This window comes from Flavobacterium sp. TSSA_36 (assembly GCF_051547165.1).
In the GTDB taxonomy this organism is placed as follows: Bacteria; Bacteroidota; Bacteroidia; order Flavobacteriales; family Flavobacteriaceae; genus Flavobacterium.
On the sequence record NZ_JBPTTP010000001.1, the window covers coordinates 602035 to 624493 of the forward strand.

Annotated in this window: 24 protein-coding genes; 21 read left to right on the plus strand and 3 right to left on the minus strand. The window is 34.6% G+C overall.

Annotation, left to right across the window (positions count from 1 at the left end; genetic code table 11):
- Nucleotides 1-104: 104 nt before the first annotated feature.
- From ACSVH7_RS02570 to ACSVH7_RS02615, 10 genes are all read left to right on the plus strand, one after another.
- Nucleotides 105-338: a DUF2007 domain-containing protein gene (locus ACSVH7_RS02570; protein ID WP_438065127.1), complete on the plus strand. Its 234-nt coding sequence runs from the start codon at nt 105-107 to the stop codon at nt 336-338.
- Nucleotides 339-1341: 1003 nt separating this feature from the next.
- Nucleotides 1342-1773 (plus strand): ribose 5-phosphate isomerase B, encoded by a 432-nt coding sequence (gene rpiB / locus ACSVH7_RS02575; RefSeq protein ID WP_438065128.1) that lies wholly within the window; start codon nt 1342-1344, stop codon nt 1771-1773.
- Between the two features lie 356 nt (nt 1774-2129).
- Nucleotides 2130-2459, plus strand: coding sequence for a HesB/IscA family protein (locus ACSVH7_RS02580; protein WP_438065129.1), 330 nt, complete (start codon nt 2130-2132; stop codon nt 2457-2459).
- Nucleotides 2460-2469: 10 nt separating this feature from the next.
- A complete protein-coding gene (sufB, locus tag ACSVH7_RS02585; RefSeq protein ID WP_438065130.1) occupies nt 2470-3918 on the plus strand; it encodes a Fe-S cluster assembly protein SufB in 1449 nt (482 codons plus the stop codon).
- 42 nt (nt 3919-3960) lie between these two features.
- The gene (locus tag ACSVH7_RS02590) at nt 3961-4194 is read left to right on the plus strand and encodes a DUF2683 family protein (protein WP_438065131.1); all 234 of its coding nucleotides are present in this window, start codon (nt 3961-3963) and stop codon (nt 4192-4194) included.
- Nucleotides 4185-4457, plus strand: coding sequence for a Txe/YoeB family addiction module toxin (locus ACSVH7_RS02595; RefSeq protein WP_438065132.1), 273 nt, complete (start codon nt 4185-4187; stop codon nt 4455-4457). Before ACSVH7_RS02590 ends, ACSVH7_RS02595 begins: the two co-directional genes overlap by 10 nt.
- A 14-nt stretch (nt 4458-4471) precedes the next feature.
- Nucleotides 4472-5224: a Fe-S cluster assembly ATPase SufC gene (gene sufC / locus ACSVH7_RS02600; RefSeq protein WP_315170569.1), complete on the plus strand. Its 753-nt coding sequence runs from the start codon at nt 4472-4474 to the stop codon at nt 5222-5224.
- A gap of 82 nt (nt 5225-5306) precedes the next feature.
- Nucleotides 5307-6620 (plus strand): Fe-S cluster assembly protein SufD, encoded by a 1314-nt coding sequence (sufD, locus tag ACSVH7_RS02605; protein WP_438065133.1) that lies wholly within the window; start codon nt 5307-5309, stop codon nt 6618-6620.
- A gap of 126 nt (nt 6621-6746) precedes the next feature.
- Nucleotides 6747-7346: a Uma2 family endonuclease gene (locus ACSVH7_RS02610; RefSeq protein ID WP_438065134.1), complete on the plus strand. Its 600-nt coding sequence runs from the start codon at nt 6747-6749 to the stop codon at nt 7344-7346.
- Between the two features lie 128 nt (nt 7347-7474).
- Nucleotides 7475-8074, plus strand: coding sequence for a Uma2 family endonuclease (locus ACSVH7_RS02615; RefSeq protein ID WP_438065135.1), 600 nt, complete (start codon nt 7475-7477; stop codon nt 8072-8074).
- Nucleotides 8075-8155: 81 nt separating this feature from the next.
- On the opposite strand, the gene ACSVH7_RS02620 is transcribed toward ACSVH7_RS02615, so the two are convergent.
- On the minus strand, nt 8156-9502 hold the full coding sequence (locus tag ACSVH7_RS02620) for a serine hydrolase domain-containing protein (RefSeq protein ID WP_438065136.1): 1347 nt from the start codon (nt 9500-9502) through the stop codon (nt 8156-8158).
- A 199-nt stretch (nt 9503-9701) separates the two neighbouring features.
- On the opposite strand from ACSVH7_RS02620, the gene ACSVH7_RS02625 reads away from it, so the two are divergent.
- From ACSVH7_RS02625 to ACSVH7_RS02655, 7 genes are all read left to right on the plus strand, one after another.
- Nucleotides 9702-10916, plus strand: coding sequence for an aminotransferase class V-fold PLP-dependent enzyme (locus tag ACSVH7_RS02625; protein ID WP_438065137.1), 1215 nt, complete (start codon nt 9702-9704; stop codon nt 10914-10916).
- Between the two features lie 13 nt (nt 10917-10929).
- Nucleotides 10930-11355 carry a hypothetical protein gene (locus ACSVH7_RS02630; protein WP_438065138.1) on the plus strand — a complete coding sequence of 142 codons (426 nt, stop codon included), beginning with the start codon at nt 10930-10932 and terminating at the stop codon, nt 11353-11355.
- Nucleotides 11356-11357: 2 nt separating this feature from the next.
- Nucleotides 11358-11777 (plus strand): SufE family protein, encoded by a 420-nt coding sequence (locus ACSVH7_RS02635; protein WP_438065139.1) that lies wholly within the window; start codon nt 11358-11360, stop codon nt 11775-11777.
- Nucleotides 11778-11811: 34 nt separating this feature from the next.
- Nucleotides 11812-12225 carry a GxxExxY protein gene (locus ACSVH7_RS02640; protein WP_438065140.1) on the plus strand — a complete coding sequence of 138 codons (414 nt, stop codon included), beginning with the start codon at nt 11812-11814 and terminating at the stop codon, nt 12223-12225.
- A 118-nt stretch (nt 12226-12343) separates the two neighbouring features.
- A complete protein-coding gene (locus tag ACSVH7_RS02645; RefSeq protein WP_438065141.1) occupies nt 12344-12667 on the plus strand; it encodes an SUF system Fe-S cluster assembly protein in 324 nt (107 codons plus the stop codon).
- Between the two features lie 85 nt (nt 12668-12752).
- Nucleotides 12753-13262, plus strand: coding sequence for a DUF2480 family protein (locus tag ACSVH7_RS02650; protein ID WP_438065142.1), 510 nt, complete (start codon nt 12753-12755; stop codon nt 13260-13262).
- Between the two features lie 251 nt (nt 13263-13513).
- Nucleotides 13514-14443, plus strand: coding sequence for a DUF3078 domain-containing protein (locus ACSVH7_RS02655; protein ID WP_438065143.1), 930 nt, complete (start codon nt 13514-13516; stop codon nt 14441-14443).
- Between the two features lie 49 nt (nt 14444-14492).
- Here ACSVH7_RS02655 and ACSVH7_RS02660 read toward each other — a convergent pair whose 3' ends face one another.
- A complete protein-coding gene (locus tag ACSVH7_RS02660; RefSeq protein ID WP_438065144.1) occupies nt 14493-17141 on the minus strand; it encodes an MGH1-like glycoside hydrolase domain-containing protein in 2649 nt (882 codons plus the stop codon).
- A 256-nt stretch (nt 17142-17397) separates the two neighbouring features.
- Between ACSVH7_RS02660 and trpS the strand changes: the two genes are divergently transcribed.
- A complete protein-coding gene (gene trpS / locus ACSVH7_RS02665) occupies nt 17398-18378 on the plus strand; it encodes a tryptophan--tRNA ligase (protein ID WP_438065145.1) in 981 nt (326 codons plus the stop codon).
- 307 nt (nt 18379-18685) lie between these two features.
- On the plus strand, nt 18686-19825 hold the full coding sequence (locus tag ACSVH7_RS02670) for an ATP-binding protein (protein WP_438065146.1): 1140 nt from the start codon (nt 18686-18688) through the stop codon (nt 19823-19825).
- Here the strand turns inward: ACSVH7_RS02670 and ACSVH7_RS02675 are convergent.
- Complete coding sequence (locus ACSVH7_RS02675; protein WP_438065147.1) at nt 19808-20080, minus strand: DUF1294 domain-containing protein; 273 nt, start codon at nt 20078-20080, stop codon at nt 19808-19810. The two genes, ACSVH7_RS02670 and ACSVH7_RS02675, sit on opposite strands and share 18 nt — an antisense overlap.
- Nucleotides 20081-20169: 89 nt before the next feature.
- Here ACSVH7_RS02675 and ACSVH7_RS02680 point away from each other — a divergent pair, with 89 nt between their 5' ends.
- A complete protein-coding gene (locus ACSVH7_RS02680) occupies nt 20170-20988 on the plus strand; it encodes a BRO family protein (protein ID WP_438065148.1) in 819 nt (272 codons plus the stop codon).
- Nucleotides 20989-21132: 144 nt separating this feature from the next.
- Complete coding sequence (locus tag ACSVH7_RS02685) at nt 21133-22338, plus strand: ATP-binding protein (RefSeq protein WP_438065149.1); 1206 nt, start codon at nt 21133-21135, stop codon at nt 22336-22338.
- Nucleotides 22339-22459: the final 121 nt, after the last annotated feature.

A 22459-nucleotide genomic window follows, 5' to 3' on the forward strand; every position in this document is an offset into this window, starting at 1 on the left:
AAGTCTAAAATTACAAAATAGTAACGGTTAAACACGAATACCCATCCGTTTTAAATTAAATATAACGTATACTTAATTTATTTATCTTTATACAAACAACTGTTATGCAAGATTTTAAAACCATTGCTATTTTTAATTATCCTCATGAAATTGTCGTTTTGAAACACATTTTAGAGCTAGAAAAAATTCCTTTCTATTTTGAAAATGAAACGACTCTGTCTGTAGCCCCTTTTTACACTCATGCTCTCGGAGGTATTCAACTCAAAATTCATCCCAACGATTTTGAAACCGTTCAATCTATCTTAGATGAACTCAACAACCATTTAAAAATTGTTTGAATTCAGTTTTCAAATTTCAAAGTTGTCAACATTCATTAAAATAATAAAAAAGAAAAATTTAAATTTAAATATTTTTTGATGGTTATTATAGCGTGTTAATAAGCGCAATAAATTTTTAAGAAAAAGTAGTATTTAGAAGTTTTTCCAAGTTATTTGTACTTATTAACATAGTTGTTTTAGGGTAAGTGATTAATTTATAAGGTTTTTTAAATTTTAATTAACAATTGTTGAAACTAGAATTATATGCTAATTTGTAAATAAGTTTTCTCAGAATTAATGTTAATAACTCCAAACTAAGTATTGAAAACTATTCTAAAAATTCACTAAACTTTTCTTGCATTTTAAATTCCCATTTTGGATTACAATTTTTTTTGAAGCAAACTAAAAAAACTTCTAATTTTCTTTCCATAGTTATCAACATTGTTTGTTAATTTAAAGTTAACTGAATATCAATTAATTAGGTTTTCGTATTAACAATGTATAAAATTAACATTTAAATTATAGTTTATCTATTGATTTATAGTATTTTATAGAAATAATAAAATGAGCTGATTTTGTTAAATTACTCGTTTTATGTGAGTTACAAGATATTCATTTTTATGCTGTCAATTTAGATATTTCAGGCTAGAGCGTTGGCTTTTAAAAATATCCACCACGAAGGCACTAATAAATCACGAATTTCAAAAAAGTGGAAAAACTTTAACCGCAGCTTGGCTAACTTTTTTTAGCGCTGATTCGCTGATTTTCAAAGATTAAAAAAAGTGTTAGATAGAATTAAAGCGTGTTTTTAATGACACGAATTAGTACTATTGCTGGAATTAGTCACATTCAATATCAGTTACGATGACAATTAGTGTCAATTGGTGTAATTGGTGGCTACCTTTTTTTTAAAAGCGAATGCCCTGATATCATACTAGTATTTGAACTTGGCAAAAGTAATTTTTATATACAAAAACTGAATTACTTTGGTTAAATTTGCTGCTTCACAACTTAAACATCTACCATGAAAATTGCTATAGGAAACGACCACGCAGGACCAGATTACAAAAAAGCCATTGTACAGTTTTTAGAATCTAAAGGACATCAAGTTACGAATTACGGAACGGATACTACAGATTCTGTTGATTATCCAGATTTTGGACATCCTGTAGCTACTGATGTTGAACAAGGAAAAGCTGATTTTGGAATCGTTATTTGTGGCAGCGGGAATGGTATTGCGATGACCGTAAATAAACATGTTGGCGTGAGAGCAGGTCTTTGTTGGACCAAAGAAATCGCTTATTTGACTCGATTACATAATGATGCTAATGTGGTGAGTATTCCGGCTCGTTTTACTTCTATAGAGCAAGCAGTAGAAATTGTAGCTACGTTTTTAGCCACAGATTTTGAGGGAGGAAGACATCAAAATAGAGTGAATAAAATCGCTTGTCAGTAAATTTTTGAGTATTTCGCACTAATCTATATACAAAAACCGCTTAGCACACTTTTAGTCTAAGCGGTTTTTTTCTAAATTTAAAAGCTACGATTGATGTTGGATGTTTTCTACAGCAACAATTTTTAGTTTTTTTATAATTTTCTTGTTAACGTATTCAAAAGACTAAATTTTTTTATCCAATAGTGGTATCAATTTTTCTTATTGAGTTATCAAACATTAAAATGTTAAGTAATGTGCCAAAATCTTTTTAAAGTTATACATTTGCGGTTAATTTAGACAAAATCAATATAACCAAATTTTCAGATCGTCTAAGGATCTAAAAACATTGAATTTATAACCAAATAAAAAGTTACAAAATGATAAAGGTTTCTGATACAGCCAAAACAAAAATCATCGATTTAATGAAAGATGATGGCTTTGACGCCGCTACAGACTATGTAAGAGTAGGAGTAAAAAGTGGAGGATGCTCGGGTTTATCTTATGATTTAAAATTTGACAAAAATAAAGGTGAAAATGATCAAATTTTTGTGGACAACAACATCACTATTGCTGTTGAAAAAAAATCGTTCCTATATCTAGCAGGGACAATTTTAGAATTTTCTGGTGGATTAAACGGAAAAGGCTTTGTTTTTAATAATCCAAATGCACAAAGAACCTGTGGATGTGGAGAATCTTTTTCTCTATAAATAAAAAAATATGAGTAAATATACTGAGGACGATTTAAAAATCGAACTAGAAAATAAAGAATACGAATACGGATTTTACACTAATTTGGAATCGGAAACATTTCCTATTGGTTTAAATGAAGAAATTGTTCGAGCGATTTCTCAAAAAAAGGAGGAACCACAATGGATGACCGATTGGCGTATCGAAGCTTTTCGTGCTTGGCAAGAAATGATCGAGCCAGAATGGGCGAATGTGCATTATGAAAAACCAGATTTTCAAGCAATTTCCTATTATTCTGCGCCCAAAGCAGTAGATCCTAACAAGACATTAGACGATGTAGATCCAGAACTTTTAGAAATGTATAAAAAGTTAGGTATCTCTGTGGATGAGCAAAAAATGATGAACAATGTGGCTATGGATATTGTAGTCGATTCTGTTTCGGTAGCTACAACTTTCAAAAAAACATTAGGCGAAAAAGGGATAATCTTTATGAGTATTTCCGAAGCCATCAAAGAACACCCAGAATTAGTACGTAAATATTTAGGCACGGTTGTTCCTCAAAAAGATAATTTTTATGCCGCATTGAATTCGGCTGTTTTCTCAGATGGTTCTTTCTGTTATATTCCAAAAGGGGTGAAGTGTCCAATGGAACTTTCTACTTATTTTAGAATCAATCAGGCCGGAACCGGACAATTTGAGAGAACTCTTTTAATTGCTGATGAAGGAAGTTACGTTTCTTATTTGGAAGGGTGTACCGCTCCAAGTCGTGACGAAAATCAATTGCATGCTGCTGTGGTAGAATTAATAGCCATGGATAATGCAGAGATTAAATACTCAACCGTTCAAAACTGGTACCCCGGAAATAAAGAAGGCAAAGGTGGAGTGTATAATTTTGTGACCAAAAGAGGGTTATGCGAAGCCAATGCTAAAATTTCGTGGACGCAAGTAGAAACCGGATCTGCTGTAACTTGGAAATATCCTTCGGTTGTTTTAAAAGGCGATAATTCGGTAGGAGAGTTTTACTCTATTGCAGTAACCAACAATTTCCAACAAGCCGATACAGGAACCAAGATGATTCATTTGGGGAAAAACACCAAATCAACCATTATTTCTAAAGGAATTTCGGCAGGAAAATCACAAAATAGTTATAGAGGATTAGTGCAAATTAGCCCAAGAGCCGAAAATGCTCGTAATTTTTCGCAATGCGATTCTTTATTAATGGGTAATAATTGTGGTGCACATACTTTTCCGTATATCGAAAGTAAAAACCCATCTGCCAAAATAGAACACGAGGCTACAACAAGTAAAATTGGAGAAGATCAAGTGTTTTATTGTAACCAACGTGGAATCCCAACCGAAAAAGCCATTGCACTTATCGTAAACGGATTTAGCAAAGACGTGTTGAATAAATTACCGATGGAATTTGCTGTTGAAGCACAAAAATTATTAGAAATTTCGTTAGAAGGTTCTGTGGGATAATTTTTTATAAATTTGGAGCAATAGTATTTAAATCAGATTGTTATGGAACTCATTTTAAAAAACGTTAAGAAGAAAGATTTTCCAGTTTTGAAATCATTGGCAAAATCATTGGGTTTTGAAATCGTTCAAGAAATTGACCCGAGCAAAAGCGAACTGGCGAAGCAAAAACCTTATAATCCAGAATTTGTAAAAGAAATCTTGGAAGCTAGAGAAGAACTAAAACAAGGGAAAGGTATAAAAATGACTTTGGAGGAAATAGACAAATTATGGAAATAATTTTTTCTAAAAAAGCGAAGAATGATTTAGATTTTTGGAATAAAATAGGAAATAAAACAATTCTTAAGAAAATTTCAGAATTGTTAAGAGCAATACAAGAAAGTCCTTTTGAAGGCATTGGAAAACCAGAGCCGTTAAAATATAATCTTTCGGGTGTTTGGTCAAGAAGAATAAATCAAGAACATAGAATAATTTATGAAATTATTGATGAAAATACAATTGAAATCTTAAATATTATTTCACTAAAAGGACACTACGAATAAAAATAAAACAACTCATGTTATCAATAAAAAACCTTCACGCCTCAATAGGCGATAAAGAAATATTAAAAGGAATCAACCTTGAGGTAAAAGCCGGCGAAGTGCACGCGATTATGGGACCTAACGGTGCTGGAAAAAGTACACTTTCGGCTATTATTGCCGGAAACGAAAACTACGAAGTTACAGAGGGAGAAATTCTTTTAGACAACGAAGATATTGCCGAATTAGGACCAGAAGAAAGAGCGCACAAAGGGGTGTTTCTTTCGTTTCAATACCCAGTGGAGATTCCTGGAGTTTCTGTAACCAATTTTATGCGTACGGCTATCAACGAAACGCGTAAAGCCAATGGTAAAGAAGAAATGCCGGCCAACGAAATGTTGAAGGTAATTCGCGAAAAATCTGAATTGTTAGAAATCGACCGTAAGTTTTTATCTCGTTCTTTAAACGAAGGTTTTTCTGGAGGAGAGAAAAAACGTAATGAGATTTTTCAAATGGCGATGTTAGAACCAAAATTAGCCATTCTAGACGAAACAGATTCTGGTTTGGATATCGATGCCCTTAGAATTGTTGCCAATGGCGTAAACAAGCTAAAAAGCGACAAAAATGCAATTGTTGTGATTACGCATTACCAACGTTTATTAGATTATATCGTTCCTGATTTTGTACACGTTTTATACAATGGTAAAATTGTAAAATCCGGTACCAAAGAATTAGCCTATGAGCTAGAAGAAAAAGGATACGATTGGATCAAACAAGAACAAGAAGCGTAAAAATTTGTTTGAAGTTTAAAGTTTAAAGTTATCCCATGACAACTTTAAACTTTTAAACCTTAAACTTTAAACAAGAAAAACTATGTTAAGAGAAAAATTACTATCGTCCTTTATGGCTTTTGAAGAGAAGATTGATGTGCAAACAGCTCTTCATGATATTCGCACCGCAGCCATAAAGAACTTTGAAAATAAAGGCTTTCCAACCAAAAAAGAGGAAGCTTGGAAGTATACATCCTTAAATGCTATTCTAAAAAATGATTTCAGTGTTTTTCCAAATACCGAAGATACGATTGAGTATAAAGAGGTAAAGAAATACTTTTTGCATGAAGTGGACACCTATAAAGTAGTATTTATTGATGGGGTTTTTAGTTCCAATTTATCATCTACTACTCACGATGGAATTGACGTTTGTTTGATGTCATCGGCGTTGAACAAGCCTAAATATAAAATGGTTATTGATACTTACTTTAACCAAATTGCAAGTAAAGACGAGTCGTTGACAACCTTAAATACTGCTTTTGCTAATGAAGGTGCTTACATCAACATTCCAAAAAGTAAAGTTGCCGATAAACCTATCGAAATCATGTATTTTTCTACAGGTTCTGAAAAAGCGTTGTTGGTTCAGCCGCGTAATTTGGTGATTGTAGGCGAGAATTCGCATGTGCAAATTATCGAAAGACATCAATGTTTGAATGATAATGCCGTGTTGACCAATTCAGTTACAGAAATTTTTGCTGCAAAACGCGCTATTGTTGATTACTATAAAATTCAAAATGACGGTGCTGAGGCTAATTTAATTGATAATACCTACGTTTCACAAAAACAAGAAAGTCATGTTGCGGTGCAAACCTTTTCTTTTGGTGGTAATTTGACCAGAAACAATTTGAACTTTTATCATTTTGGCGAACGTCTTACCAGTACGCTAAACGGAATTACGATAATAGGAGAGAAGCAACACGTAGATCATTATACCCTAGTAAACCACGCAACTCCAAACTGTGAAAGTTTTCAAGATTACAAAGGAATATTTTCAGATAGAGCTACAGGTGTTTTTAACGGGAAAGTTTTCGTAGAAAAAGAAGCTCAAAAAACCAATGCTTTCCAAAAGAGTAACAATATTTTGTTGAGTGATAAAGCCACCATCAATGCTAAACCACAGTTAGAAATTTTTGCCGACGATGTAAAATGTTCTCACGGTTGTACGGTGGGACAATTAGACGAAACAGCTTTGTTTTACATGCAACAACGAGGAATTCCAAAGAAAGAAGCCAAAGCATTATTGATGTACGCTTTCTCAAATGCAGTAATCGAGAACATCAAAATCCCAGAGCTTAAAAAACGAATTACGACTATTATTGCCAATAAATTAGGCGTGAAATTAGGGTTTGATTTGTAGTTTATAAACACAAAGTTCACTAAGGCTTACACAAAGGGCACAAAGTTTTTAATTTAACTTTGTGCCCTTTTTTGGTAACTTCCACTATCAAAAATTAGTATATTTGAGGTATTAATTTGCATTCTTATGGAAACAATTATTACAGATATTAACAGTTTAGATCTTTCCAAATCGTACACGTATGCGGATTACCTTACTTGGAATTTTAAGGAAAGATTAGAAATTTTGAAAGGGAAAGTTTTCAAAATGAGCCCTGCACCCAGTAGAAAACATCAAGAAATATCAGTTGAGCTTACGGGTATTTTTTATAATTATTTCAAAAAAACACCATGTAATGTTTATGTTGCTCCCTTTGATGTGCGATTAAAAAATTATAAAAAAAGTACTTCCGACAAAGAAATTACTACCGTTTTTCAACCTGATATTTGTGTGATTTGCGATAAGGAAAAATTAGACGATAGAGGATGCCTCGGTGCGCCTGATTTGATTATTGAAATTCTTTCGCCAGGCAATTCCAAAAAAGAAATGGACATTAAGTTCGATTTATATGAAGAAAACGGCGTTAAAGAATATTGGATTGTAGAGCCGTATCAAAAATCAATTTTAATTTATACTTTACAAAAAGGTACTTATATTGGACTTAAACCCATAGCCGAAGAAGGATTAGTACACAGTCCACTGTTTCCAGAATTGAGTTTTAATGTGGCGGATATTTTTGTGGATTGATTTGTAATTTTTAAAACAATTTCAAATAAAATAAATAAAGGGTATAAAGTCAAACTAGAACTTTGTGCCCTTTGTGTATTTATCCACTCTCAAAAATTAGTATATTTGAGGTATTAATAGGCATTCTTATGGAAACAATTATTACAGACATCAACAGTTTAGATCTTTCCAAATCGTATACCTATGCGGACTATCTTACTTGGAATTTTAAGGAAAGATTAGAAATTTTGAAAGGAAAAATTTTCAAAATGAGTCCAGCACCTAGTAGAAAGCATCAGGAAGTTTCATTTCAGTTATCCTTAATTTTTGGAAATTTTTTTAAGAAAACACCTTGCAACGTTTACGTTGCGCCCTTTGATGTGCGATTAATCAATTACAAAAAAAGCACCTCAGATAAAGAAATTACAACGGTATTTCAACCTGACATTTGTGTGATTTGCGATAAGGAAAAATTAGACGACAGAGGGTGTCTTGGGGCGCCTGATTTGATTATTGAAATTCTTTCGCCAGGCAATTCCAAAAAAGAAATGGATATTAAGTTCGATTTATATGAAGAAAACGGCGTTAAAGAATATTGGATTGTAGAACCGTATCAAAAATCAATTTTAATTTATACACTTCAAAAAGACAAATATATTGGCCTTAAACCCATAGCCGAAGAAGGATTGGTACACAGTCCACTTTTTCCAGAATTGAGTTTTAATGTGGCGGATATTTTTGTGGATTGATAAAAATAGAGCAATCTGTTAAAAAAACAAACCCGACAACTTCATAAAATTTGTCGGGTTTATGCTTAAATAGGGTAGGTGTTACTTCTTAAAACTTCCAATCACTCCTTTTAGCAATTCATTGACATCATATTTTCCTTCGTCGCTTAATCCCATTCTAACAATAACTAAATCCAAAGACGGAATAATAAATACCTTTTGTCCTTGGTAGCCATTGCAAGAGTACATATCTCGCGGCGCAGCTGGGAAATGACCACCTGCATTCAGCCAAAAGTGCGCTCCATAACCTTCGTTTGAATCGTTAGTAGGGGTGCTTACATAATGCTCCCAACTGGCATCAAAGACTTGGTCTCCATTCCAATTGCCTTTATGCAAATACAATAATCCAAACTTGGCCCAATCTCTTGCGGTAGCCCATCCATAAGATGATCCAACATAATTACCAACCATATCGGTTTCGATTAGCATAGAATGCATTCCAATTCTATCAATCAATTGAGTGTACCAAAAATCCAAATACTCTTGATGGGTTTTGAACTGCTTACGCAAGATGTAAGACAATAAATTACTAGTTCCAGAGGAGTAATTCCAATGGGTATTGGGAGCAAAAGCGGCAGGTTTTTCGAGTTGTACACGTCCCATATCTTCTGCTATGAATAACATTTTAGTAGCGTCGCATATTTTATCATAGGCTTCTTCCCATTCCAATCCAGAATTCATGTGCAACAAATCGTTGGTCGTGATTTTTTTTCGTTCATCGTTTTGCCATTCGGGAATTGGAGCGGGTTTGTTGATGTCATATTTTCCTTGTTTTTGGAGTATCCCAAAAAGAGTAGCAGTGATACTTTTAGTCATAGACCATCCCAAAATTTTACTGTTTTTGGTAAATCCAGTATCGTATTTTTCGGCAATAATATGGTCTTTATAAATCACTAAAACGGCTCTTGATCTTTTTTTCTTTTGTCCCTTTGGATCGAAAGCGTTGTTTACAGCAGCGGTTAGTTTTGAATAATCAACATTGGCAAAAACAGTGTCGTTGGCTTCATTATTTCCATAGGGAAAGGGCAAATTGTTTTTTGTAACCTTGCGTTTTGGTACCAAATAGGGTTTTGAAACATCAAAATCATCATTGATTAATGTCGCTCCTAAACCTTCTCGATACATAGCTTTTCTGGTTTTTAATCCGTAAACAGATGAAGTAGCGGTTTTGGCGTTGTCATCGATTTCATTTTTAGCATGATCAATGAGGTTAATGTCGTTATCTCCTTTTTCGATCATCTCTTGTGAGCGATGGTCAATAAAATGTCCTGACGCCATACTTTTGGCCGAAAAACCAGAGATTAAATCGAGTTTAGGATAGGTGGTATATCCAATATAACCCAAAACAAGCAAAAGAAGGATTCCGATACTTTTTATTATATTCTTCATAAAATGTTATTTTTAAGCAATGTAGTAAAAAGTAGGAAACCTTGTGTTGGGTTTTATTTTTTTCTTTCCTTGCTCAAACTACAGAGGGTTTCCTCTATAAATAGCGCCTATTTGGGTATCAAGTTTTATTAACAACTGTTTGCTGAAAATTAGCCACAGTTTCACTACTTTTGTATTTAGAAAAATTCTAAATTAAGTCATGTTAGACCTTCAAAAAATAAGAGCCGATTTTCCGATACTTTCTCAAAAAGTAAATGGAAAACCTTTGGTTTATTTCGATAACGGAGCGACTTCGCAAAAGCCACAAGTAGTGATTGATGCGATTGCAAAGTATTACCAAGAAATCAACGCCAATATTCATCGTGGCGTACATACCTTGAGCCAATTAGCGACAGATGCGTACGAACTTTCTAGAGGGAAAATTCAACACCATATCAATGCCAAGCACGCGCACGAAGTATTGTTTACCTCAGGGACAACTCACGGCGTGAATTTGGTAACGAATGGATTTGCTTCTCTACTAAAATCGGGCGATGAGGTATTGGTGTCCGCTTTAGAACATCATAGCAATATTGTGCCTTGGCAAATGCTTTGCGAACGTACAGGCGCTTCGCTAAAAGTCATTCCGATGAACGAAAAAGGGGAGTTGATCTTGTCAGTATTTGATCAATTACTATCCGAAAAAACCAAAATCGTTACGGTAAATCATATCTCTAACGCTTTAGGAACGATTAATCCCATAAAATACATCATTGATAAAGCGCACGAATTTGGAGCGGCTGTTTTTATCGATGGAGCCCAAGCCGTGCCTCATTTGAAACCCGATGTACAAGCCTTGGATTGTGATTTTTATGCTTTTTCAGGACATAAAATGTGTGGGCCAACAGGTACAGGAATTTTGTATGGAAAAGAAGCTTGGTTGAACAAATTGCCACCCTATCAAGGTGGAGGCGAAATGATCAAAGAGGTAACTTTTGAAAAAACCACTTATGCCGATTTGCCACATAAGTTCGAAGCAGGAACACCAAATATTGCTGGAGGAATTGTCCTTGGAACTGCGGTAGATTATATGAATGCAATTGGTTTCGAAAACATTCAAGCTCAGGAGTTGGCACTTTTAGAATACGGAACACAACGTCTTTTAGAGATAGAAGGCTTGCGTATTTTTGGTACTTCAGAACATAAGACTTCGGTAATTTCATTTAATATAGAAGGAATTCACCCTTATGATATTGGGACCATTATCGATAAATTAGGAATAGCCGTTCGAACGGGACATCATTGTGCCCAACCGATTATGAATTTCTTTGAAATTCCAGGAACGATTCGAGCATCTTTTTCGTTTTATAATACCAAAGAAGAAATCGATAGCTTAGTTGAGGCCGTAAAGAAAGCCAAAATGATGCTGTCATAAACCCCTAAAAAAGATGAAGTGGATTAGTCAATTGTTTTTTGTTTTTGTTATTATGAGTAGTTGTAAAAGTCAAAAAATCAATGATTTTAGCACTTCATCCATCACGTATACTGCGCAATCTAGAGGCGTATATTTGAGTGTTTGGATGGAAAATCAAAAAGTTTGGGTCATCAAAGGTAGAAATGAAAAACCCTATGAAATTGTGTTGACAGCACAAGAAAAGAAGGAGCTTGAAAGTGCCTTTTCTGTATTGAATTTGGAAAAAATACCTTCATTGAAAGCTCCAACGGCAAAGCGATTATATGACGGTGCAGCCATTGCCAACCTAGCCATTTCAGCTGGTGGAAAGGCCTACATCTCCAAAAGTTTTGACCACGGATTTCCCCCAAAAGACATAGAAAAAATAGTAACCTTATTAGTTTCATATAGCGAAAAATAAGCATGAGTATCAAAGAAATACAAGACGAAATTGTAGATGAATTTTCAATGTTCGACGACTGGATGCAGCGTTACGAATACATTATTGAGTTAGGAAAAAATTTGCCTTTAATAGAAGAAGCTGCCAAAACCGATGATAATTTAATTAAAGGATGCCAGTCTAAAGTTTGGTTACAAGGCCAGCAAAATGAGGACAAAATTGTATTCACTGCCGATAGTGATGCGATTTTGACGAAAGGCATAATCGCGATTTTAATACGCGCTTTCTCGAATCAGAAACCTGCTGATATCTTGAATGCAGAGATGGATTTTATTGATGAAATTGGACTCAAAGAACATTTGTCTCCCACCAGAGCTAATGGCTTAGTATCGATGATTAAAAACATCAAAATGTATGCTTTGGCGTTTGATGCAAAAAAATAATTAAACATATAAGCCATTAAAGTTTTTTCCCAAGATGAAAATAACAAGAACTTTTTTAAAAGAATTGGTGTATCAGGTAAATGGAGCAGCGATAGAAGTTCATAAAAGTTTAGGACCAGGTCTACTAGAAAACATTTATCATCAATGTATTAAAAAGGAATTAGAATTGCGCGAAATAAATTATTCTTCTGAACTTCAAATTCCTTTAACATATAAAGGTTTTGAATTGGAATCAAAACTTAGATGTGATTTGTTTATTGAGAATTCGTTGGTTGTTGAATTAAAATCGGTTGTAGAAATTAATCCAATTTTTGATGCTCAACTACTTACCTATATGAATTTATTGAAGGCTCCAATGGGTTTGTTAATTAATTTTGGCGTTAAGAATATATACTATGAAGGACAAAAAACAATGGTAAATGAATATTATAGAGAGCTAGATGATTAATGTTGGTTCTGATTTAATTAGATGATATTTTTATAAGTTTATTGCTTACATGAACTTATATCCAGACTTTAGAAAACAAAAAAACTCATATGACTCATATGTTTTAAAAACCAAAAAAATGACAGAAGAAATAAACACCGAAGTATTAGGAGAAGCGATTGTAAAAAAATTAAAAACGATTTACGACCCAGAGATTCCAGTAGACATTTATGAATTGGGATTGATTTATGACGTGATGGTCAATACCGATTATGAAGTAAAAATCTTGATGACTTTAACTTCACCAAATTGCCCCGTGGCGGAGAGTTTGCCAAGAGAGGTAGAAGAGAAAATCAAATCCATTGAGCACGTAAAAGATGCCGAGGTAGAAATCACTTTCGACCCACCTTGGAGCAAGGATTTAATGAGTGAAGAAGCTAAATTAGAATTGGGAATGCTTTAAATAAAAAGTGTTCAGTGTTCAGTTTTATAGTATGCAGTTACCACTGACCACTAAAGACTGACCACTGAATACTCATTTTAAAAAGATGGAAGAAATAGTAAATAAAGTAGCCAATAGTGCGCTAAAAGTCTTCGATTTAGAAGATTATTATCCAAGTGGAATTCGAACGCAAGTCGATGTTTCGCAATGGCTGTTGGATGGTTTTTTATTAAAAGAAAAAGACTTTCGGGAGGCCTTAAAAAATCAGGATTGGTCCCAATACCAAGACCATTATGTCGCGGTGCATTGTAGTACCGATGCCATTATTCCGGCGTGGGCAACTATTTTGGTTGCGTCTTATCTTTCCCCTTTTGCCAAGCATATTGTCTTAGGCACCATAATCGATTTGAATACCTCTTTGTACCAAGATATCTTAAATCAACTCAATTATTCCGAATATCAAGATCATCCTTTGATTATTAAAGGCTGTTCCAAAAAACCAGTACCAGAAAGCGCTTATATTATGGCCATTCAAAAACTGCAACCTTTGGCCAAAAGCATTATGTATGGTGAGGCTTGTTCTGCGGTGCCTTTGTATAAAAGGCCAAAACCTTAATTGTTTTTAGAAACCCCAGCAATGGGCATTTTCAGGAAGCAAAGTCCCGCTATCCGCTATAATCTTTTGTGCTGAACCCCAGCACAAAAGGATTTTCGCTACACCCGAGCGATAGCGAACTGGCGAAGCAATCGGGGTTAGGGAGTCACAATTTTCCTTTTTGTTATGATTTTTGGACTTAATAACCATTTATTTTTCAGCGTTTTAATGGTTTTTACTACATTTGAGTAAGAAACTTAAAACCAAACGAAATGAGAGCCATTGTAATTACCCTTTTTTTGCTTTATTCCGTTACTGAAGCACAAGCACAAAACACCGAGAAAGAGCTAATCAAAAACACCGAGGCAGCCGTCAAGAACATCAATGATACTTTGCCGAACGGTTGGCGCAAAAAAGGAAATATTGCTTTTCTTTTCAGCCAGTCCAACTTCAATAACTGGATTGCAGGTGGAGAAAACAACTTGTCTGGAAATTTAGGCATCAACTATGATTTCAACTATAAAAAAGACAAACTGACTTGGGACAACAAAATCATTGCTTCTTACGGTTTGTTGCAAACCAAAAATGCCGATTTTGAGAAAAAAACCGATGACCGTTTCGAATTCAATTCTACCCTAGGGCAACACGCTTTTGGGAATTGGTATTACTCGTTGTTCCTGAATTTTAGAACTCAATTTACCCGTGGTTTTATTTATGGCAAAGATGCCAATGGAGCTGAGATAAGAACAGAAAACACCAACTTTTTATCGCCTGGGTATCTTACTTTTGGACCTGGTTTGTTTTGGAAAAAAGGAGACCATTTGCGCTTAAATTTTGCGCCACTAACCTCTAAAATGACCTTCGTAGACGATTTTTATACCTCCCAACCGGGTTATGTAGATGGAGCGTATTTTGGGGTAGATGCTACTAAAAGCTTGCGCTACGAATTGGGTTTTTATGCTTCGGCTTATTATAAGTTCAATTTAATGACGAATGTTTCGGCCGAAAATACACTGAATCTTTACACCAATTATTTAGAAGATCCTCAAAATGTAGATATCGATTATTCTTTGGCTATTGTGATGAAAATTAACCGAGTTTTATCGGCTAATTTGAACTTTCAAGCCATTTATGACGACAACGCTTTTCAAGGATTTCAAACCCGACAAGTTTTTGGTTTAGGGGTGAATTATGGGTTTTAAAATAGTTATAGATAATAAAGAAGCCCTTCTTGAAAGGGCTTTTATCTTTTTACTTTTTGTCTAAATGTAATTGATGAATAATTTCAGCAATCAATCCAGTCCAACCTGTTTGATGGTTCGCGCCTAAGCCTTTTCCAGTATCCCCATCAAAATATTCAAAAAATAAATAATTTTGGTTGAAATTCGAATCGTTTTGAAACTTTTCATACGGCCCATACATTGGAATATGCATGTTTTTATTGGGAATAAACAATGAAAGTAAACGTTGCGCCACACCATCAGAAGCCTCCTTAATATTCATCATGTTACCAGAATTTGTTGGGAATTCTACTTCATAGTCGTTACCATAATAAGTACAAAATTTTTCTAGCGAATCCAAAATTAAAAAATTCATAGGAAACCATATGGGGCCACGCCAATTCGAGTTGCCTCCAAACATTGCTCCTGTGGCTTCGGCGGGAGTATAGTCTACTTGAATAGTACCACCGTCATAAGTGAATTGGTAAGGATGCTCTTTGTGAAATTTTGACAACGATCGAACACCGTAATCCGATAAAAATTCAGATTCATCAAACATACGTTTCAGTATCATTTTCATACGATGTCCTCTAAGAATTGAAAGGAGTTTTGTCTCTCCTTTGCCGGGATTGTACCAACGAGACACTAAGTTCGCTAAATCAGGACGATTCGCAATAATCCACTCTACGCGTCGCTTGAATTCCGGCAATTGATTTAACAATTCCGGTGTCAAAACTTCAACAGCAAACAGTGGAATCAACCCAACCATCGAGCGAACTTTGAGTAATTCGGCTTCTCCATTTTCTTTGTGCAACATGTCGTAATAAAACTGATCTTGTTCATCCCAAAGATTTATTTTATCGCCTCCCATAGTTTGCATGGCACCTGCAATGTGCAAAAAGTGTTCAAAAAACTTTGAAGCCATATCTTGATACACTGGATTTTCTATAGCAATTTCGCAAGCTATTCGCAACATGTTCAGACTGTACATGGCCATCCATCCTGTGCCATCGGCTTGTTCTAAATGGCCACCTGTTGGTAAGGCCGCAGAACGATCAAAGACGCCAATATTATCCATTCCCAGGAAGCCACCACCAAAAATGTTATTGCCCCCTTCGTCCTTTAGATTGACCCACCACGTAAAATTGAGCAATAGTTTTAAAAAAATGCGTTCCAAAAAGGCACGATCACCTTTACCACCATTCATTTCTTTGTCAATTTCATACACTTTCCATGTGGCCCAAGCGTGAACCGGTGGATTTACATCCGAAAACGACCATTCATAAGCTGGAATTTGTCCATTGGGATGCATATAATATTCTCTCAATATCACCGAAAGTTGGCGTTTCGCAAAATCCGGATCTAATCGGGCCAGGGGAAGCGTATGAAAAGCCAAATCCCAAGCCGCAAACCAAGGATATTCCCATTTGTCAGGCATCGATAGAATATTGGCGGTGTACATGTGTTTCCAAGTACTATTTCTCCCTTTACTTCTTTGAGCATCAGGTTTAGGCATTGAAGGATCGCCTTTGATCCATTGGTACACATTATAATAATACCATTGTTTGGTCCAAAGCATTCCAGCATAAGCTTGGCGTTGCAAGAGTTTTAAAGGGTCCTTTTTTACGTTGCCTTGTATGTTTTCATAAAATAAATCTGCTTCTTGAATTCGTTGCTTAAAAATAGCATCAAAATCCTCAAATGGTGTGGTATGCGTCGTTTTTGAAAATCGTAATCGAATTGTTTTTTTGCCTTTGGGAGGAATAATTTCTTGATAGAGCGCTGCTGCTTTAGTTCCTTTTTTTTCCGAATTTACAGCGTCTTTTTCTTGTTGTATCACATAATTATTGATACCATCTTTACAAAATTCTGTAGGATTTTCGGAATGATACAATTGTTTAAAATTGGTTTCATTTTCACAAAAAAGGAAATCATCCGCCTTTTCTGCATACAAATGGAAGCGCCCCACCATTTGATGATAAACTGCTATACTAGCAGTATCATCAGCGGCTAAAGTAGGTCGGTGTTTGAAATCATCATAACCCCAACACCAGGTATTACGAAACCAAATCGTAGGCAAAACGGTAATTGGAGCAGGTAAACTAGATTGGTTTTCAATAGTTAATTGAATTAAAATATCCTCTTTATCTGCTTTGGCATATTCAATAGTTAAGTCAAAATAGTGGTTTTCATTAAAAATACCCGTATCCAAGAGCTCGTATTCGGGTTGGTTTCTGTTTCTTTTTTTGGACTCTTTGACAAGTTTTTCGTAAGGAAAAGCGCTTTGTGGATATTTATAAAGCATTTTTTGATACGAATGTGTGGGTGTGGCATCTTGGTAGTAATAGATTTCCTTAACATCTTCACCATGATTAGACTCGTTGCCAGTCAATCCAAAAAAGCGTTCTTTCAGAATTTTATCTTGGTGATTCCAAAAGGACCACGCAAAACAAATATATTGTTTGTTGTCAGAAATTCCTCCAATACCTTCCTCGCCCCAGCGATAGGCCTTGGAACGCGCCATATCATGTGTTACACTATTCCAAGCATCTCCGTTGGAAGAATAATCCTCTCTTACAGTTCCCCATTGTCTATCAGTTAAGTAAGGGCCCCATTTTTTCCATCCTTTATTATCTTTTCTTTCTGATAAACGAGTCTTTTCTGCATTCACTTCTCCCATAACGCTGTATTTAATCTATGCAATTTATAGAAATGCTTTTAAAAAGGAGGCAAATTATCCTTAAAAATCCTTAATGAATAGTTTCATATTGTTCTTTTTTGGCTTTTTAAATTACCAATAAAATAAAATTACCTTTTTTTGAATTTTAAGTTTCAAGTGCGTTGAACGAATTTGATTCAAAACCAACAAAATTTTCATAAAACATGATGCTAAAGCTTGCAAACTTTGCGAACTTTGTCATTCTGAAAAATTTACAATGGCAAAAATATTAACGGGAGTTCAAAGTACAGGAACGCCACATTTAGGAAACTTATTAGGCGCAATTATACCCGCAATTGCATTATCGAATGATCCAAAAAATGAATCATTCCTTTTTATCGCCGATTTGCATTCGATAACACAAATCAAAAATGGCGAAACCTTAAGAAACAATACTTACAGTACCGCAGCTGCTTGGTTGGCGTGTGGACTAGATGTTAATAGAGTTACTTTTTATCGCCAATCCGATGTGCCTCAAACGGCGGAGTTATCTTGGTATTTGAGCTGTTTTTTCCCCTTTCAACGGTTGACTTTGGCACATTCTTTCAAAGACAAATCCGATCGTTTAGACGATGTCAATGCTGGATTGTTTTCGTATCCAATGTTGATGGCTGCTGATATTTTATTGTATGATGCCGAATTTGTACCCGTAGGAAAAGACCAGTTGCAACACCTCGAAATCACTCGTGATGTCGCTTCTCGTTTCAATCACCAAATGGGAGAAACCTTCGTGCTACCAGAAGCCAAAATCCAAGAAGACAGTATGTTGATTCCAGGTACTAACGGCGGAAAAATGAGCAAATCAGCCAATAACATCATCAATATTTTCTTGGATGACAAAACGTTGCGCAAGCAAATTATGAGCATCGAAACCGATAGTACGCCATTAGAAGAACCTAAAAATCCTGATACTTGTAAAGCTTTTGCTATCTATAAATTGTTAGCCAACGAAGCCCAAATTGCCTCGATGACAGCCAATTATTTAGGAGGCAATTATGGTTATGGCCACGCCAAACAAGCCTTGTTTGAACTGATTGTAGAAAAATTCAAAACCGAAAGAGAACGGTACAATTATTACATCAATAACCTATCAGAAGTAGATGCCTTATTGAAACAAGGTGCCGAAAAAGCCGCTGGTATCGCCAATGGCGTTTTGGATCGAGTGCGCTTGAAATTAGGTTTCGAGTCGTTACAGTAAACCGTTACTACAAATAAATTATGAAAAGGAATATTCCGATTGGGTATTCCTTTTTTGTTTCAAATCTGTTTTGAAAGTAAACGTAAACCCTAAAGCTGATTTCGTTACTTAACCTCTTTTTCATATTAAAAAACAAGTACACTTCAATAATTCACTACAAAAAAAATTAGTTGCTATGCTTTTCAATTAACTGAATTAATGTAAATTCAGTCAGTGTGTTGACTGAATTAATGTAAATTCAGTCAGTGTGTTGACTGAATTAATGTTTTTTAAGTATATTTGTATCTAAATTTAAACATTTCAGGCTATGGATTTTTTAAATAGAGGTATAGATATACTGTTTTCCAAAAAAGTGTTACCCAATAAAGTACTCATTTTATTGGGTGCAAGGCGAGTGGGCAAAACTGCTTTCATCAAAAATTATCTTGCTACCATTCCAAAAACAGATTATTTGCAGTTAAATGGTGAAGATATTCAGGATGCAAATTTGTTGAAAGAACGTTCCGTAACCAATTACAGCCGTCTTTTAGCAAACACCAAATTGTTAGTCATTGATGAAGCTCAAAATATTCCAGACATTGGTTTGATTCTCAAATTGATTGTGGATTCTATTGACAATATAAAAGTTATTGCTACAGGATCGTCAGTTTTTGATTTGTCTAATAAATTAGGAGAACCTTTGGTGGGAAGAAAAAATACAATCTATCTATTTCCATTGGCTCAAATGGAATTTTCTAACTATGAAAATTTCAAAGTAACCACTCAAAAATTGGAAGAGCGATTGCTTTTTGGCTCCTATCCCGAACTCGAACAATACCCTGATTGGAATGATAAAATAAATTACATAAAAGAGATTATCAATTCCTATTTATTGAAAGATATTTTGATTTTTGAGGGTATCAAGCAGTCCAACAAAATTTTGGATTTACTCAAATTAATTGCTTATCAGGTAGGACAAGAGGTTTCTTTGCAAGAATTAGCTAGACAATTGGGTATTTCCAAAAACACCGTCGAGCGTTATCTGGACTTGCTTTCAAAAGTTTTTATACTTTATAAAGTGCCGGGTTTTAGCAGAAACCTGCGAAAAGAAATCACCAAATCCAATAGATGGTATTTTTATGACAACGGGATTCGTAATGGCATTATTGGCAATTTTACTCGTTTAGAATCCCGAACCGATGTGGGGGCTTTGTGGGAAAATTATTTGGCATCAGAGCGTATAAAAAATCAAAATTATACCCAAAAAACAGTATTCAATTATTTTTGGCGTACGTATGACCAACAAGAATTGGATTGGCTCGAAGAAGAAAACGGAAATTTGAAAGGCTACGAATTCAAATGGAATGAAAACAGAAAAGCTAAAATCCCCACGGCCTTTGCAAAAGCCTATCCTGAAGCTAGTTTTGAGGTAATCAACAAGCAAAATTATTTAGATTTTATAGTCTAATGTAACAAAACAAATGGCTAAAATTTGCAATATAACGATCAACCAAAATTTTATAAGATAACTGGTTTTCCTTGTTTTATGTCTGAACAAAAGCATCGCTAACCCACTACCAAGAGCTCCTCCGAAGAACACGAAAGCTAAAAGTGTTGTTTCGGGGATTCTTCTTTTATGTTTTTGAGCTACTATTTTGTCATAGCCGATTACAAAAAAAGCGAATATGTTAATCAATAAAAGAAAGTAAAAAACCAAGTTCATTTGGGTAAAAATTGAAGTCAAAGATAAAAGAAGTAAGTTGTTTTTCTTATATTTAGAACTCTTATGTAAGTCATAAAAATCCCTTAATTATGAGCCCAATTAAATTATTCGAAGCCAAAAAAGTACGTAGCCATTATGATGCTGAAAAAGAAATTTGGTATTTCTCAGTTATTGATGTTATTCAGATTTTAACAGGAACAGACAGACCGAGGAAATATTGGTCTGATTTGAAAAAGAAACTAGTAAAAGAAGGAAGTGAAGTGTCCGATAAAATCGGACAGTTGAAAATGGTAGCCGAAGATGGTAGAAATAGACTAACAGATACCGCCGATACGGAAACTTTATTGCGCTTAATTCAATCTATTCCTTCTCCAAAAGCAGAGCCGTTCAAGCAATGGTTAGCAAAAGTAGGCTATGAACGAATGCAAGAATTGGCAGATCCCGCCCAAAGTTTAGACCGTGCCCGTGAAAATTGGCAAAAATTAGGACGTAGCGAAAAATGGATTCAGCAACGAATGACTGGACAGGAGACTCGCAATAAGTTAACCGATTATTGGAAGGAATCTGGTGTTGAAAAACAAGATGAATTTGCAATGTTGATCAATATCATTCATCAGGAATGGACAGGATTATCTGTTAAAAATCATAAAGAAATAAAAGGACTGAAAACTCAAAATTTAAGAGATCATATGACGGAAGCTGAATTAATTTTTACAGCTCTCGCAGAACTTTCTACCCGACAAATTGCCGAAACAGACGAAGCCAAGGGACTTTTAGAAAATGCAAAAGCCAGTAAGAAAGGAGGAGCAATTGCCAAAAACGCCCGACTAGCTTTAGAGGAGAAAACTGGAAAAAGTGTAGTAACAGGAGAAAATTTTCTACCACCAAGTCAAAAAGAGCTAGAGTAAATTAAGCTATTTTAGCTATCCTAAAAATTAAAAAAATGACCAACTTACAATACATCGCCCAAAAGGTTAAGCAGTAAGGTTTTATTAGTTATTTGTATTTTAGTATTATATAATTTTGTATATTTGTAAAATACAATTTTAAAGATGTTACTAAAATCAGAAATAGAAAACGCGTATTTACTACAACAAGTAAAAATAAAAAAAAACAACTCCCTTGTCATTCGAACCAAGGCCGATTCGATTTTCATTGACAGTAGTTTTATTCAAGTAATTTCGGGAATTAGGCGTTGTGGAAAAAGTACTTTATTGAATTTTTTGATGGAGAAATACTCCAAAGTAGCTTATATTAATTTTGAAGACCCACGAATAATCAATTTTGAAGTTTCTGATTTTTCAAAACTAGAAGAGATAATTCCTAAAAATGTAGAAGCGTACTTCTTTGACGAAATTCAAAATGTAACCCAATGGGAAGTCTATATCCGGCAATTACACGACAACGAAAAAAAGATTTTTATTACCGGTTCTAACGCTTCATTACTGAGTAAAGATTTAGGAACCCGACTTACAGGACGTTATTTAAACACGGAATTATTTCCCTTTTCGTTTCAAGAGTTTATAGTTTTCGAAAAAAAAGAAGCGAATCTGTTTTCGTTAACCCAATATTTAGAAAAAGGAGGTTTTCCAGAATATCTTAAGTCGAACAATGACGAAGTTTTACAAAACTTGTTCAAAGATATTGTGTTCCGGGATATTGCCATTCGTTACGGAATTCGAAATACCAAAATACTGATAGATATTGCGTTGTTTTTAATCTCGAATGTGGGGAAAGAAACTACTTATACTAGTTTGAAAAAAACATTTCAAGTAGGCTCCACCAATACCGTTGTTGATTATTTAACGTGGTTAGAAGATGCCTATTTACTTTTTTTCTTGCAAAAATTTAGTTATTCAGCCAAAAGCAGTGCCGTAAATCCAAGAAAAATTTATGCCATTGACAACGGATTAATCAATGCTAATTCCTTAAGTTTTAGTTCGGATAATGGTCGAAAACTAGAAAATGCTGTTTATATTTATTTGAGAAATAAAGGCACTAAAATGTTTTATTTTAGAGAAAAAAACGAATGCGATTTTGTGCTTTTCGATAAAGGTAAATGTACCGCAGCACTTCAGGTTTGTTACGAAATAAATGGAGATAACAAAAAAAGAGAATTGGACGGATTAGTAGAAGCAATGCAGTTTTTCGATTTGAAAGAAGGATTTATAATCACTCAAAATCAAAAAGACAGCTTGCAAATAGAGGACAAAACCATTTATTTGATTCCTGCCTTTGCGTATTTTGTTTCAACTTAAAAATAATTCATATTAGAAACTTAAGGATCCCCGAAATTGTAATTCACTTTGGGGTTTGAATATCATTTCATACAGTAATAAATTCCAAAAACCTTTGCGAACGTTGCGAAAACTTTGCTTC

Coding starts and splice junctions, on each gene's coding strand:
- ACSVH7_RS02570 (WP_438065127.1), top strand. CDS start 105: ATGCAAGATTTTAAAACCATTGCTATTTTTAATTATCCTCATGAAATT.
- rpiB (WP_438065128.1), top strand. CDS start 1,342: ATGAAAATTGCTATAGGAAACGACCACGCAGGACCAGATTACAAAAAA.
- ACSVH7_RS02580 (WP_438065129.1), top strand. CDS start 2,130: ATGATAAAGGTTTCTGATACAGCCAAAACAAAAATCATCGATTTAATG.
- sufB (WP_438065130.1), top strand. CDS start 2,470: ATGAGTAAATATACTGAGGACGATTTAAAAATCGAACTAGAAAATAAA.
- ACSVH7_RS02590 (WP_438065131.1), top strand. CDS start 3,961: ATGGAACTCATTTTAAAAAACGTTAAGAAGAAAGATTTTCCAGTTTTG.
- ACSVH7_RS02595 (WP_438065132.1), top strand. CDS start 4,185: ATGGAAATAATTTTTTCTAAAAAAGCGAAGAATGATTTAGATTTTTGG.
- sufC (WP_315170569.1), top strand. CDS start 4,472: ATGTTATCAATAAAAAACCTTCACGCCTCAATAGGCGATAAAGAAATA.
- sufD (WP_438065133.1), top strand. CDS start 5,307: ATGTTAAGAGAAAAATTACTATCGTCCTTTATGGCTTTTGAAGAGAAG.
- ACSVH7_RS02610 (WP_438065134.1), top strand. CDS start 6,747: ATGGAAACAATTATTACAGATATTAACAGTTTAGATCTTTCCAAATCG.
- ACSVH7_RS02615 (WP_438065135.1), top strand. CDS start 7,475: ATGGAAACAATTATTACAGACATCAACAGTTTAGATCTTTCCAAATCG.
- ACSVH7_RS02620 (WP_438065136.1), bottom strand. CDS start 9,502: ATGAAGAATATAATAAAAAGTATCGGAATCCTTCTTTTGCTTGTTTTG.
- ACSVH7_RS02625 (WP_438065137.1), top strand. CDS start 9,702: ATGTTAGACCTTCAAAAAATAAGAGCCGATTTTCCGATACTTTCTCAA.
- ACSVH7_RS02630 (WP_438065138.1), top strand. CDS start 10,930: ATGAAGTGGATTAGTCAATTGTTTTTTGTTTTTGTTATTATGAGTAGT.
- ACSVH7_RS02635 (WP_438065139.1), top strand. CDS start 11,358: ATGAGTATCAAAGAAATACAAGACGAAATTGTAGATGAATTTTCAATG.
- ACSVH7_RS02640 (WP_438065140.1), top strand. CDS start 11,812: ATGAAAATAACAAGAACTTTTTTAAAAGAATTGGTGTATCAGGTAAAT.
- ACSVH7_RS02645 (WP_438065141.1), top strand. CDS start 12,344: ATGACAGAAGAAATAAACACCGAAGTATTAGGAGAAGCGATTGTAAAA.
- ACSVH7_RS02650 (WP_438065142.1), top strand. CDS start 12,753: ATGGAAGAAATAGTAAATAAAGTAGCCAATAGTGCGCTAAAAGTCTTC.
- ACSVH7_RS02655 (WP_438065143.1), top strand. CDS start 13,514: ATGAGAGCCATTGTAATTACCCTTTTTTTGCTTTATTCCGTTACTGAA.
- ACSVH7_RS02660 (WP_438065144.1), bottom strand. CDS start 17,141: ATGGGAGAAGTGAATGCAGAAAAGACTCGTTTATCAGAAAGAAAAGAT.
- trpS (WP_438065145.1), top strand. CDS start 17,398: ATGGCAAAAATATTAACGGGAGTTCAAAGTACAGGAACGCCACATTTA.
- ACSVH7_RS02670 (WP_438065146.1), top strand. CDS start 18,686: ATGGATTTTTTAAATAGAGGTATAGATATACTGTTTTCCAAAAAAGTG.
- ACSVH7_RS02675 (WP_438065147.1), bottom strand. CDS start 20,080: ATGAACTTGGTTTTTTACTTTCTTTTATTGATTAACATATTCGCTTTT.
- ACSVH7_RS02680 (WP_438065148.1), top strand. CDS start 20,170: ATGAGCCCAATTAAATTATTCGAAGCCAAAAAAGTACGTAGCCATTAT.
- ACSVH7_RS02685 (WP_438065149.1), top strand. CDS start 21,133: ATGTTACTAAAATCAGAAATAGAAAACGCGTATTTACTACAACAAGTA.